Here is a 12,634-nt window from a genome sequence, read left to right as displayed (position 1 = left end):
CCCTGGTCCTGGCCCGCCGGACGGTGATGGCATTTGCTTCGGCATTGGGGAGCGGAAGGGCTGTGGGCATGAGCGGACGCTATCGCCCCGCCTCCGGCGGGCCAGGACCAGGGATGTACCGGCTGTCCGCCGTCTCGTCGACCCTTACGTGAGCGAAGGCATCCTGCTCGACAAAGCGCCGGTGACGCTTTACGAGGACATCCAGGAGTTCTGGGTCGCGGAACGCGACGAGGACGCGAGTGTCATCGGCTGCGGCGCCTTGCATGTGATGTGGGAAGACCTCGCGGAAGTTCGCACACTCGCCGTGGATCCTGTGGTCAGGGGCGCGGGAGTAGGGCATCAACTACTTGACAAGCTGCTGGAGACCGCCCGCTGGCTCGGAGTGCGCCGGGTATTCTGCCTCACCTTCGAAGTCGAGTTCTTCGCGAAGCGCGGCTTCGTGGAGATCGGTGAGACACCGGTGGACGGAGATGTCTACCGAGAGCTGCTGCGTTCCTATGACGAGGGCGTTGCCGAGTTCCTCGGTCTCGAACGGGTGAAGCCGAACACCTTGGGCAACAGCCGGATGCTTCTGCACCTGTGATCGCCGGACTCCCGCGCCGATCCCTATGTCCGAATCGCGCACGTTTCCCGTCTTCTTGCGAGGCTGAACCTCTGCCGGGGGTTTGTGTTTTCCTGAGAAAAGCGGTTTCCTTTCCGCGTACTGCATTTTCGATGAAAGGAAATCCGGTGGCACAGAAGGTTCAGGTCCTTCTTGTCGATGACCTCGACGGCGGCGAGGCGGACGAGACGGTGACGTTCGCTCTGGACGGGAAGACCTACGAGATCGACCTCACCACAGCCAATGCGGACAAGCTGCGGGGGCTCCTCGATCCGTACACCAAGGGTGGCCGGCGTACCGGTGGCCGCGCCGCGGCCAGCCGTGGCAAGGGCCGTGTCGCCACGGGCGGGAACAAGGACACCGCGGAAATCCGCAAGTGGGCGAAGGAGAACGGCTACAGCGTCAACGACCGTGGCCGTGTTCCCGCCGAGATCCGTGAAGCCTACGAGAAGGCCAACGGCTGAGTATTCGTACGAGGCGTATTTCCGCGCGAAGTGCGTGACAACCGGGCCCGGTGGCACTCAGTCGCCGCCGCGTCCACGAGTCGTACGAGATCGGGGGCACCCCCACCACTGCCCCCGTTGCCGATGCCCCGCCCGCGCAGAGCGAGCGCGGGCAGCGTCGACTCCGTATCGAGTCCGGGCTCGGGGGGCCGCAACCACATGGCGGCCCCCTGTGCGCTGCAACCGGTCCACCGCGGTGGCGCGGGAGCGGTGATCCGCCCGCCCGCGCCGAGAGCGGTCAGCCCCAGGGCGATCCCGCCCCACTCCAGCCAGCCGAGCAGCCCCGGCAGTTCCTCCGCGCTTCCCTCGGCCACCAGCAGGCCCATCCGCCCGCCGAGCAGCGCCACCGGCCCCGTCGGGCCGATCCTGCGCAGCACGGCCGCCCCCGCGTCCGCGGGCAGCTCCAGCACGTCGAAGCGGAGCCCGGTCGGCAGCAGCAGCGGCGGCCCGGCCTCCGTGGCCCAGCCCAGTTCGTCCTCGTACCACCGCGCGGGACCGCCGTCGAACGGTCCGTCAGTGATGGAGCTGTCAGCGGCGGAGCCGTCGGCGGTGGTGGCGTCAACAGCGCCGCCGGACGCGACCGGGCCGTGTTCGCGCGGGCCCCGAGGAGGCGGGACGGTGAAGGCCATACCCGGAGCAACTCCCGACCCGTGCCCGGAGTTACGCTACGTCGGCGCCCCTGTGCACAGCGTGCCCGATGCGGGGGCGTGCGGGCGCATTCAGGAGCGCAAGGGTGTTCGCCCGTAGCGGAGGGAACGGGGGTGCGCCGCATGGACTGTCACTGCTTACGGGTAAGACATTCCTAGTGGGAAGGGGCGACACGCGGTTCCGGGGCGTCTTGCGTTCGCCATCGGCGTACTGATGGCGGGGGTATCTGCCTGGCCTGCGGGAACATCGTCTCGCACCATCGGGTTGGAGCTGTTGTCCGGTGTTCGGGGCTGGGAGCCTGGGACAGGTAGTCGGCAGTTGGAATGAGCGGTCCCCGCTTGCGGGACTAAGCTGCGGAAGGACAGGGAGGGGACCGACCCCTTTACTGCCTGACCGCTCTGAGGAGCGATTAACGATGTTCGAGAGGTTCACCGACCGCGCGCGGCGGGTTGTCGTCCTGGCTCAGGAAGAAGCCCGGATGCTCAACCACAACTACATCGGCACCGAGCACATCCTCCTGGGCCTTATCCACGAGGGTGAGGGTGTCGCCGCTAAGGCCCTGGAGAGCCTCGGGATTTCGCTCGAGGCGGTCCGCCAGCAGGTGGAGGAGATCATCGGCCAGGGGCAGCAGGCCCCGTCGGGCCACATCCCCTTCACCCCCCGTGCCAAGAAGGTCCTGGAGCTTTCGCTCCGCGAGGCTCTTCAGCTCGGCCACAACTACATCGGTACGGAGCACATCCTGCTCGGCCTGATCCGCGAGGGCGAGGGCGTCGCCGCCCAGGTCCTCGTGAAGCTGGGCGCCGATCTCAACCGGGTGCGGCAGCAGGTCATCCAGCTGCTCTCCGGTTACCAGGGCAAGGAGGCCGCCACAGCGGGCGGTCCTGCCGAGGGCACGCCCTCCACGTCCCTGGTCCTCGACCAGTTCGGCCGGAATCTCACCCAGGCCGCCCGTGAATCCAAGCTCGACCCGGTCATCGGGCGCGAGAAGGAGATCGAGCGGGTCATGCAGGTGCTCTCCCGCCGTACGAAGAACAACCCGGTCCTCATCGGCGAGCCCGGCGTCGGCAAGACGGCGGTCGTCGAGGGACTGGCCCAGGCCATCGTCAAGGGCGAGGTGCCCGAGACCCTCAAGGACAAGCACCTCTACACCCTGGACCTCGGCGCGCTCGTCGCGGGCTCCCGCTACCGCGGTGACTTCGAGGAGCGTCTGAAGAAGGTCCTCAAGGAGATCCGCACCCGCGGCGACATCATCCTGTTCATCGACGAGCTGCACACCCTGGTGGGTGCCGGCGCCGCCGAGGGCGCGATCGACGCGGCGAGCATCCTCAAGCCGATGCTGGCCCGCGGTGAGCTGCAGACCATCGGTGCGACCACGCTCGACGAGTACCGCAAGCACCTGGAGAAGGACGCGGCCCTGGAGCGCCGCTTCCAGCCCATCCAGGTCGCGGAGCCGTCGCTGCCGCACACGATCGAGATCCTCAAGGGCCTGCGCGACCGGTACGAGGCACACCACCGCGTGTCCATCACGGACTCCGCGCTGGTCGCCGCCGCGACGCTCGCCGACCGCTACATCTCGGACCGCTTCCTGCCGGACAAGGCGATCGACCTGATCGACGAGGCCGGTTCCCGGATGCGTATCCGCCGGATGACCGCGCCGCCGGATCTCCGCGAGTTCGACGAGAAGATCGCCGGTGTCCGCCGCGACAAGGAGTCCGCGATCGACTCCCAGGACTTCGAGAAGGCCGCCTCTCTCCGTGACAAGGAGAAGCAGCTCCTCGCCGCGAAGACCAAGCGGGAGAAGGAGTGGAAGGCCGGCGACATGGATGTCGTCGCCGAGGTGGACGAGGAGCTGATCGCCGAGGTTCTGGCGACGGCCACGGGCATCCCGGTCTTCAAGCTCACCGAGGAGGAGTCCTCGCGCCTGCTCCGCATGGAGGACGAGCTGCACAAGCGCGTCATCGGGCAGAAGGACGCCATCAAGGCCCTCTCGCAGGCCATCCGGCGCACCCGCGCGGGTCTGAAGGACCCCAAGCGTCCCGGTGGTTCGTTCATCTTCGCCGGTCCGTCCGGTGTCGGTAAGACCGAGCTGTCCAAGACGCTCGCCGAATTCCTCTTCGGTGACGAGGACGCGCTGATCGCTCTCGACATGTCGGAGTTCAGCGAGAAGCACACGGTGTCGCGGCTCTTCGGTTCTCCGCCCGGATACGTGGGTTACGAAGAGGGCGGCCAGCTCACCGAGAAGGTGCGCAGGAAGCCGTTCTCCGTCGTCCTCTTCGACGAGGTCGAGAAGGCCCACCCCGATATCTTCAATTCCCTTCTCCAGATCCTGGAGGACGGCCGGCTGACCGACTCCCAGGGCCGGGTCGTGGACTTCAAGAACACGGTCATCATCATGACGACCAACCTCGGGACGCGGGACATCTCCAAGGGGTTCAACCTGGGCTTCGCGGCACAGGGCGACACCAAGACCAACTACGAGCGGATGAAGAACAAGGTCAACGAAGAGCTGAAGCAGCACTTCCGGCCGGAGTTCCTCAACCGCGTCGACGACACGGTCGTCTTCCACCAGCTCACCGAGGAAGACATCATCCAGATCGTCGATCTGATGGTCGCCAAGGTGGACGAGCGTCTGAAGGACCGGGACATGGGCCTTGAGCTCAGCCCGTCCGCCAAGTCGCTGCTCGCCAAGAAGGGGTACGACCCGGTGCTGGGCGCCCGGCCGCTGCGCCGGACGATCCAGCGCGAGATCGAGGACATCCTCTCCGAGAAGATCCTCTTCGGAGAGCTGCGGCCCGGTCATATCGTGGTCGTGGACACCGAGGGCGAGGGTGAGGCGAAGGCCTTCACCTTCCGCGGCGAGGAGAAGTCGCCGCTGCCGGACGTTCCTCCGATCGAGCAGGCGGCGGGCGGCGGTCCGAACCTGACGAAGGAAGCCTGAGGCTCGTGCCTTCCACAGGCTGAGTGACTGACAGGAAGGGCTGCCCCGGACCGTTTTCCACGGTTCCGGGGCAGCCCTTCGTGCTGTGCGCGTCCCCTCGGCGAGGTGGGCCCTTGGTCCTGAACCGGACGGTCCTTCGGCCCGGTGGCCGTGACATGGCGCACAGCCGATCGCGGCCCTACGAGCCGGGGTAGTGGCGGGCGCGTTCACCGGACGGGACTTTCGGCCCGGCGCGGGGCGGGTCCTTCGGCGGTCCGGTGCCGCCGGTCCGCCCGGCCGGACGGGATGCCGGTTTTCATGGCGTTTCACCTGCGACTAAACGTCCTTATATCGGTACATATGGGCGCTGCTTGTTCCATGGCGATGGACGGCCGAGGGGTGGATCGCTCCGGGGATTTCTACGACAAGTTGTCGTAGATGGGGTGTTTTGGGATGTGATGGGGTCCGGGTTACCAAGGTGTGGTCAGCCCGGCGCACAGGTGCCGGGTCCCCTGATGCCCGGAGGTTCTCCGCATGTCGCAGCGCAACCTGTCCCGTCCGGCCCGTCCGTCCGTCCTTCGTACCCGTGCCGGTGTCCTGGCTGCCGGACTCGCGATGTCGATGGCGGCCGGAACCGGGGCCGCGTTCGCCGCGACCGGCGGCGACGCTCCCGCCGGCGCGTCCGTCACCACGGCCGCCGTCCAGCAGCAGGCCTCGGTCCACGCCAAGGCCGCCTCCAGGACCGATGAGGTCAAGAGGGCCGCCTCCTGGACCGATCCGGTCACCAAGTACACGCTGAGCGCGACCTTCGGCCGCGGCGGCAGCATGTGGGCCGCGAAACACTCCGGCCAGGACTTCGCCGTACCGATCGGCACCCCGGTGCACTCCGTCCACGGCGGTACGGTCGTCAAGGCCGGCCCGGGCGGCGCCGGTGACGGTCCCGCGTACGGCAACGCGATAGTGATCAAGCACGCGGACGGTACGTACTCGCAGTACGCGCATCTGTCGAAGATCAAGGTGCATGTGGGCCAGTACGTGCGGACGGGCCAGCGGATAGGGCTGTCCGGCAACACCGGCAACTCCAGCGGTCCGCACCTGCACTTCGAGATCCGGACGACCCCGAACTACGGCTCGGCCGTCAACCCGGTGAACTTCCTGCGCTCGGTGGGCGTCAAGGTGTGACCCGGTGGGCCCGGCTGATCAGCTCGGTGGAGACCTCGAGGATGGCCCGGCGCTTCTCCTCGGGGTCTCCTTCGACATCCCGGAGGGCGAACTGGCCGGTGTGCATGGTGAAGAGGGCGCTGATGCAGCGGACGCGGTCCGTCAGGGACGCCTCCGGGTCCTGGATCAGATCCATCAGGTCGATCATCCGGCTCTTGAACGAGTCGCCGATGCTCAGATCGCGCACCGTCGCCTGGTTCTCCTGCATGAAGCGGAAGATCGGTGTCGCCTGGGTCAGCGCCTCGCTGTAGCGGCGGAGGATCTCCTGCTTCGTCTCCAGCGTGTGCGGCTGGGTCCGGCCCCAGGTGATCAGCTCGTCGATCGGCCTGGTCAGATCCTGGAAGAGACTGATCAGGATGTCTTCCTTGGTCTTGAAGTGGTAGTACAGGGCGGCCTTGGTGACATCCAGCCGCTCGGCGATCTCCCGCAATGAGGTCTTCTCGTATCCCTGCTCGGCGAAGAGCTCCAGCGCGATGTCCTGGATGCGCTGACGGGTGTTGCCCCGTCGGGGGTGCTGTGTGCTGCCCATGGTGCTCTCCCGAGGATTGACTTACTTGACGCCCGGCAAGTAAGAGGTCTACCTTCCCCAGTGTAGTCAACTTGCCGGGCGGCAAGTAAGTGTCAGGGGAGTGCAGGGGAGTGGGGAACATGAGTCCGACCGGAGAACAGACAGGGAAGGGCAGGCCGACAGGCGGTGTCGAAGCGGAGCCGAAGTCGCCCGGTGAGGTGGTCGACTCCGCGGGCCCGGCGGCCACGGAGGGCCCGGGGGCACCGGCCGGCCAGGCCGCCAAGGACGGTCCTCAGCCGCGCAGTGTGCGCGTGGTCCTGCTCGCGCTGATGATCGCGATGCTGCTGGCCATGCTGGACAACATGATCATCGGTACGGCGATGCCGACGATCGTCGGCGAGCTGGGCGGGCTGGAGCATCTGTCCTGGGTGGTCACCGCGTACACCCTGGCGACCGCCGCCTCCACCCCGATCTGGGGCAAGCTCGGCGACCTGTACGGACGCAAGGGCGTCTTCCTCGCCTCGATCGTGATCTTCCTGATCGGTTCCGTGCTGAGCGGCATGGCCCAGGACATGGGACAGCTCATCGGGTTCCGCGCCGTCCAGGGTCTGGGCGCCGGCGGACTGATGGTCGGTGTCATGGCGATCATCGGCGATCTGATACCGCCCCGGGAGCGCGGCAAGTACCAGGGCATGATGGCCGGTGTGATGGCGCTCGCCATGATCGGCGGACCGCTGGTCGGCGGCACCATCACCGACCATCTCGGCTGGCGCTGGAGCTTCTACATCAATCTGCCGCTGGGCGCGGTGGCGCTGGTGATGATCACCGCCGTACTGCATCTGCCCGCCAAGGACCGTTCACGGGTCAAGGTCGACTATCTCGGTGCCGCGCTGCTGACCGTCGGCATCACCTCGATCGTGCTGGTCACCACCTGGGGCGGTACGGAGTACGCCTGGGGCTCGGCCGTGATCATGGAACTGATCGCGATCGGGGTCGTCGCGCTGGTCGGCTTCGTCGTCGTCCAGACCAAGGCCGCCGAGCCGATCATGCCGCTGCACATCTTCCGCAGCCGCAACTTCACCCTGATGTCCGTGATCGGGTTCCTGACCGGCTTCGTGATGTTCGGCGCGGTGCTCTTCCTGCCGCTGTACCAGCAGTCCGTCCAGGGCGCCTCGGCCACCAACTCCGGACTGCTGCTCCTGCCCATGCTGCTGTCGATGATGCTCGTCTCGCTCATCGCGGGCCGGGTCACCACCAGCAGCGGCAAGTACAAGATCTTCCCGATCCTGGGCGGCGGACTGATGACCGTCGGACTGTTCCTGCTCGCTCAGATGGACACCGGCACCTCACGGCTGACCTCCGGTGTCTACATGGCCGTTCTCGGTGCCGGTATGGGCTTCCTGATGCAGATCACCATGCTGGTCGCGCAGAACAGCGTGGAGCTCAAGGACATGGGTGTCGCCTCCTCCGCGACCACCCTGTTCCGTACGCTCGGCAGTTCCTTCGGTGTCGCCATCATGGGGGCGCTGTTCACCAGCCGGGTGCAGGACGAGATGGCCGCCGCGGGCGGCGCGGGCGCCACCCAGCAGTCCGCGCAGCTCGACGCGGCGAGCCTGGCGAAGCTGCCGGACGCGGTGCGCGAGGCCTACCAGGTCGCGGTCTCGTCCGGTACGCACGCCGCCTTCACGCTCGGCGCGTCGGTCGCGGTGATCGGATTCGTCGCGGCCTTCTTCGTCAAGGAGGTCCCGCTGCGGGGCGCGGGCCCGGCGCCGGCCGCCGATGCGGCGGTGTCGGACAGCAAGGTCCCGCAGTCCGCCTGATCCCCCTCTGCACGGCCCGACGGCCCCCGGCGCACCTGCGCCGGGGGCCGTCGGAGGTCAGGTGACAGCCCTCGGGGCGCCGCGCGTCCTCAGGGGAACGTGAGGACCGGGAAGCTGCCCGTGGTCGTCGGGGCGTGTTCCGGGAGCCAGAGGACCGCGATGGCGCCTCCCGCGCCACCCGCTCCCGCGCGCTCGGCGGCGCCCTCGGGGCCCGCGTTGCGGAAGGTGAGCCGGGCCCCGAGGACCCGGGCCTGACCGGCCGCGATGGTCAGGCCCAGACCGTGGCCGTGGCCCGCGCGGTCGGTGGCGCCCGTACGGAACCGGCTCGGGCCCTCGCGCAGCAGCGCCTCGGGAAAACCGGGGCCGTGGTCCCGTATCCGTACGACCCGGCCCTCGACCGTGACCTCGACCGGTGTACGGCCGTGCCGGGCCGCGTTGGCCAGCAGATTGCCGAGGATGCGTTCGAGCCGCCGAGGATCGGTGTTCACCCAGGACTCGTGCACCACCGTGACCCCGGTGGCGGGATCCAGCAGCGCCACCCGGCGCTCGACGAATTCGCCGAGGGCGATCTCCTGGAGTTCGGCGCGCTCCGAGGCGCTGTCGAGCCTGGCCACCTCCAGGATGTCCTCGACCAGGGTCCGCAGGGCCTGGGCCCGGTCCCGTACCAGCTCGCTGGGCCGTCCCGGCGGCAGCAGCTCGGCCGCCGTGAGCAGCCCCGTCACCGGTGTCCGCAGCTCGTGCGCGATATCCGCGGTGACCCGGCGCTCCGCCTCGATCCGCTCGTTCAGCGCGTCGGTCAGTGCGTCCACCGCGCGGGCCAGATCGTCCGTCTCGTCGCGTACGACTCCGCCGACGGCGTCCCCGACCCGTACGTCCGTGGTGCCCTGCGCGACCCGGGCCGCCGCGCCCGCCGCCCTGCGCAGCCGGCGGGAGAGCTGTCCGCCGATCAGTACGCCCAGAGCGCATCCGCCGAAGACCACCGAGACCGAACCGATGATCAGTGAGCGGTCCAGATCCTTCATGATCGTCGCGCTGCGGTCGGCGAACTTGTTGTGCAGCGAGAGCACCGCGCCGTCGCTCATCGGCACGGCCGCCCACACATCGGGCACTCCGTGCGCGTTCTCCTGCACATAGGTCGCGCGTCTGCCCTGTCTCGTCTTGGCCCGCAGATCGTGCGGGAGCGCGGGATCGTCGACCTTCGTGCCGAACTTGGGCTCCTTGGTGGAGTCGTACATCCGCTCCGCGAACAGCAGCCGTTCGAGCTGCACCTCGCGCGCGTTGTCGAGCATCGAGACCCGGGCGGAGTTGTGCACCACCAGACTCAGCGCCACCGCGACCAGCGCGCTCACGGCCGCGATCGCGATGCTGATCTTCCATCTGACCCCGGTGCGCAGGGCGAGCCGTCTCATGCCGTGGGCCGTCTCATGCTGTGAGCCGTCTCATGACTTGAGCTTGTAGCCGAAGCCGCGGACCGTGTCGATCCGGTCCTGTCCGATCTTGGTGCGCAGCCGCTGGACATGGACGTCCACCACCCGGGTGTCACCGCCCCAGCCGTAGTCCCAGACCCGCTCCAGCAGTCTGTCGCGGGAGAGCACGGTCCCGGGCGCGGCGGAGAACTCCAGCAGCAGCCGCATCTCCGTCGGCGTCAGCGCCACCGGCTCACCGGCCCTGCGCACCTCCATGCCGTCCGTGTCGACCTCCACGTCGCCGAAGGTCAGCACTCCGCGGCCGGCGGGCCCGTCCGGTCCGTTCGCGTCGTCGGCCGCGGGCCCGCCCGCGTGGCCGAAGCGCCGCAGTACGGCCCGGATCCTGGCGACCAGCACCGCGCCGTCGAACGGCTTGGTCACATAGTCGTCGGCGCCGGCCTCCAGACCGAGCACCACGTCGATGGGGTCGGCACGCGCCGAGAGCATGATCACGGGCACGGCCGACTCGTCGCGGATACGACGGCACAGGCTCACGCCGTCCAGACCGGGCACCATCACATCGAGCAGCGCGATGTGCGGCCGGTCCGCGCGGAACGCCTCCAGGCCGGAGAGCCCGTCCGGCATGGCGGTGACCACGAAGCCGACCCGCTCCAGCGCGAGCTGTGTGGCCTCACGGATGACGTCGTCGTCCTCGACGAAGAGCACATGGGTCCCGGCCATCGTCCCGGCCCTCAGTTCCCGCCCGGCGCGCTCGGCTCGGGCGTGGCCACGGCTTCGCCGCCCACCGCCCGGCTGTAGGTGTTGCGCACCCGGTAGCGCTCGCTGAACTTGGCGTCGCCCCAGCTGTAGGTGACGACATCCTCGCCGGACGGGTAGGTCACCGGATCGCCCTTCGCGTAGACCTGCTGGGTGACGACCAGCGCGCCGCGGTCGATCGTGGCGTAGACGGCGGGCTGCTCGTCGGTGAAGACGTTCCGGTACCGGCCGCCCACGGACCGGTACACATACGTGCCGATACCGACGGCGTCACCGCAGGTCATCACATTGATCACCACATCGGGCGCGGGGCCGCCGGTGAGATCCCCGTACGAGGTGTCCACCGGATAGGCGTCCTCGGCGCACGGCTTTAGATCGGCCTTGATCCGCCCGCCGACCTTCGGATCCTGTCTGAGCAGCGACACCGCGTCGACGGTCCGCGCCGGGGCCGGCGAGGAGGTACGGGCGGTCGGCACACCCCGTTCGACCGGCAGGCGCACCGCCGCGCCCTCGTCCCTGGTGCCCGTACCACCGGTCGAGCAGCCGGTGGCCAGCGTGCAGCAGGCGGCGAGCCCGGCCATGGCCAGGCCGGCCGCCACCGACGTTCCCGTGAATCCCGCGCCCCCCGGCCGACCGGGGCCCCTCAGGCCACGCACCTCGCCCGCTCCCGTTCCTGTCTGGTCTCCAGCTCGTGACGGAGCCGGGCCAGCGCGCGGTGGAGCGTGCTCTTCACCGTCCCCGCCGACATCCCGAGCGCCGCGGCCGTCTCTTCCGTACTCATCTGCTCCCAGTGTCGCAGCACCACGACACTGCGCTGCTTGGGTGCCAGAACCCCCAGGATCTCCATCAGCAGCGCGCGGTCGGCGTGCTGCTCCGTGCCGTCCTCGACGCGCGCGTCCGGGAGCTGCTCGGTGGGGACCTCGTCGAGCTTGCGCGCGCGCCACCACTCGGTACGGGTGTTGATCATGACGCGGCGCAGATAGGCGTCGGCGAGCGACTTGTCGGCGATGCCGTCCCAGCGGCCGTACGTGCGGGCGAGGGCGGTCTGGAGGAGGTCCTGGGCGTCGACGGGATCGGGTACCAGACGGCGGGCGCTGCGCAGCAGGGCCTCGTGGCGGGTCCGTACGTACTCCTCGAATCCGAGTACCTCGCCCTGTGCCATGCCCATCGCCTCCGAACCGTGACCATCCCTGCCGTTCCCCTACGGCAGGGAAGTTACGGAGCGCTTGTCACGGAGCTGTGCGGGACAGCCGTCGGCGGGCGCACGGCTGTCCATCGGTTGTGTAACGGCGGTGGTGCGGCGGCGGCCGTCGGTGCGACAGCGGTGGTGCGGCGGCCGGCCGGCCGTACGGGGTGCACGGCGCGTACGACCGGCCGGCCCGACAGGCGGCGGGCCGGCCGGGATCAACTCTGCGGGAGCCGGTAGACACCGTTCTCCAGCGGCTCGACCAGCCCGTCCGCGACCAGTCCGTCCAGCGCCCTGGCGCGCTGCACCGGCTCGTCCCACACCGCGTCCAGGGCCGTCTGCGGCACCGGCCCGACCGCGTCGCGCAGGACGGCGAGCAGCCTGCCGCGCACCTGGCGGTCCGTGCCCGCGTAGGTCTGGCCGCGCCGGGGCGCGCCTTCGTGCGCGGGCTTGCCGGACAGCCGCCAGGCGCACCGCGCGGCGATCGGGCAGCGGGCGCACTCCTCGTTCTTCGCCGTGCAGATCAGCGCGCCCAGCTCCATGGAGGAGGCTGCCCAGCGCGCCGCCGTCGCCGCGTCCTCGGGCAGCAGGGCGCGGGCCAGCTTGCGCTCGGCGGCCGTGGTCGCGTTCGGCGGGTACTGGACACCGGTCACGGCACGCGCGAAGACCCGGCGCACATTGGTGTCGAGCACCGCGTGCCGTTGTCCGTACGCGAACGAGGCCACCGCCGCGGCCGTGTACTCACCGATCCCGGGCAGCGAGAGGAGCTGTGCGTGCTCGCGGGGTACGTCGCCTCCGTACCGCTCCGTTATCGCCTGCGCCGCGCCGTGCAGCCGCAGCGCGCGGCGCGGGTAGCCGAGCCGGCCCCAGGCGCGTACCGCCTCGCCGGGGGCCTCGGCGGCCAGATCGGCCGGGCGCGGCCAGCGGGCGAGCCACTGCTCGTACACCGGCAGGACCCGCCCGACCGGCGTCTGCTGGAGCATGAACTCGCTGACCATCACGCCCCAGGCGCCCGCTTCCGGGCGGCGCCAGGGCAGATCGCGCGCG

Annotated in this window: 12 protein-coding genes; 5 read left to right on the top strand and 7 right to left on the bottom strand. The window is 69.3% G+C overall.

Annotated elements, in window-relative coordinates:
* Positions 1-43 precede the first annotated feature (43 nt).
* Positions 44-583 carry an amino-acid N-acetyltransferase gene (locus tag BFF77_RS25120; protein WP_079125482.1) on the top strand — a complete coding sequence of 180 codons (540 nt, stop codon included), beginning with the start codon at positions 44-46 and terminating at the stop codon, positions 581-583.
* A 146-nt stretch (positions 584-729) separates the two neighbouring features.
* Entirely contained in the window at positions 730-1,065 is a 336-nt protein-coding gene (locus BFF77_RS25115) for a histone-like nucleoid-structuring protein Lsr2 (protein ID WP_066953721.1), read from the top strand.
* On the opposite strand, the gene BFF77_RS25110 is transcribed toward BFF77_RS25115, so the two are convergent.
* On the bottom strand, positions 1,044-1,733 hold the full coding sequence (locus BFF77_RS25110; RefSeq protein WP_211280310.1) for an SCO3374 family protein: 690 nt from the start codon (positions 1,731-1,733) through the stop codon (positions 1,044-1,046). The genes BFF77_RS25115 and BFF77_RS25110 overlap by 22 nt on opposite strands.
* A gap of 434 nt (positions 1,734-2,167) precedes the next feature.
* On the opposite strand from BFF77_RS25110, the gene BFF77_RS25105 reads away from it, so the two are divergent.
* Together BFF77_RS25105 and BFF77_RS25100 are read left to right on the top strand one after the other, a co-directional pair.
* Complete coding sequence (locus tag BFF77_RS25105) at positions 2,168-4,690, top strand: ATP-dependent Clp protease ATP-binding subunit (protein ID WP_066953718.1); 2,523 nt, start codon at positions 2,168-2,170, stop codon at positions 4,688-4,690.
* A gap of 513 nt (positions 4,691-5,203) precedes the next feature.
* Positions 5,204-5,851, top strand: coding sequence for a M23 family metallopeptidase (locus BFF77_RS25100; protein ID WP_066953715.1), 648 nt, complete (start codon positions 5,204-5,206; stop codon positions 5,849-5,851).
* Here BFF77_RS25100 and BFF77_RS25095 read toward each other — a convergent pair.
* Complete coding sequence (locus BFF77_RS25095; protein ID WP_066953712.1) at positions 5,841-6,419, bottom strand: TetR/AcrR family transcriptional regulator; 579 nt, start codon at positions 6,417-6,419, stop codon at positions 5,841-5,843. The two genes, BFF77_RS25100 and BFF77_RS25095, sit on opposite strands and share 11 nt — an antisense overlap.
* A gap of 119 nt (positions 6,420-6,538) precedes the next feature.
* Between BFF77_RS25095 and BFF77_RS25090 the strand changes: the two genes are divergently transcribed.
* Positions 6,539-8,218, top strand: a complete 1,680-nt coding sequence (locus tag BFF77_RS25090; protein WP_079125481.1) for an MDR family MFS transporter — start codon at positions 6,539-6,541, stop codon at positions 8,216-8,218.
* 89 nt (positions 8,219-8,307) lie between these two features.
* Here the strand turns inward: BFF77_RS25090 and cseC are convergent, their stop codons facing one another.
* From cseC to BFF77_RS25065, 5 genes are all read right to left on the bottom strand, one after another.
* Complete coding sequence (gene cseC, locus BFF77_RS25085; RefSeq protein ID WP_066953709.1) at positions 8,308-9,627, bottom strand: two-component system sensor histidine kinase CseC; 1,320 nt, start codon at positions 9,625-9,627, stop codon at positions 8,308-8,310.
* Positions 9,628-9,657: 30 nt separating this feature from the next.
* Positions 9,658-10,365: a two-component system response regulator CseB gene (gene cseB / locus BFF77_RS25080; protein ID WP_066953706.1), complete on the bottom strand. Its 708-nt coding sequence runs from the start codon at positions 10,363-10,365 to the stop codon at positions 9,658-9,660.
* Between the two features lie 11 nt (positions 10,366-10,376).
* Complete coding sequence (locus tag BFF77_RS25075; protein WP_425424427.1) at positions 10,377-11,057, bottom strand: hypothetical protein; 681 nt, start codon at positions 11,055-11,057, stop codon at positions 10,377-10,379.
* Positions 11,045-11,563 carry a SigE family RNA polymerase sigma factor gene (locus BFF77_RS25070; RefSeq protein WP_066953728.1) on the bottom strand — a complete coding sequence of 173 codons (519 nt, stop codon included), beginning with the start codon at positions 11,561-11,563 and terminating at the stop codon, positions 11,045-11,047. The genes BFF77_RS25075 and BFF77_RS25070 overlap by 13 nt, the downstream gene beginning before the upstream one ends.
* 242 nt (positions 11,564-11,805) lie before the next feature.
* Positions 11,806-12,634, bottom strand: an 829-nt coding sequence (locus BFF77_RS25065) for an HhH-GPD family protein (protein WP_066953703.1), incomplete at its 5' end; no start/stop codon positions are given.

It is taken from the genome of Streptomyces lushanensis, assembly GCF_001700515.1.
GTDB lineage: Bacteria > Actinomycetota > Actinomycetes > Streptomycetales > Streptomycetaceae > Streptomyces > Streptomyces lushanensis.
The sequence above is the reverse complement of the archived record's forward strand: the minus strand, read 5'-3'. Positions and strand labels throughout refer to the sequence as shown.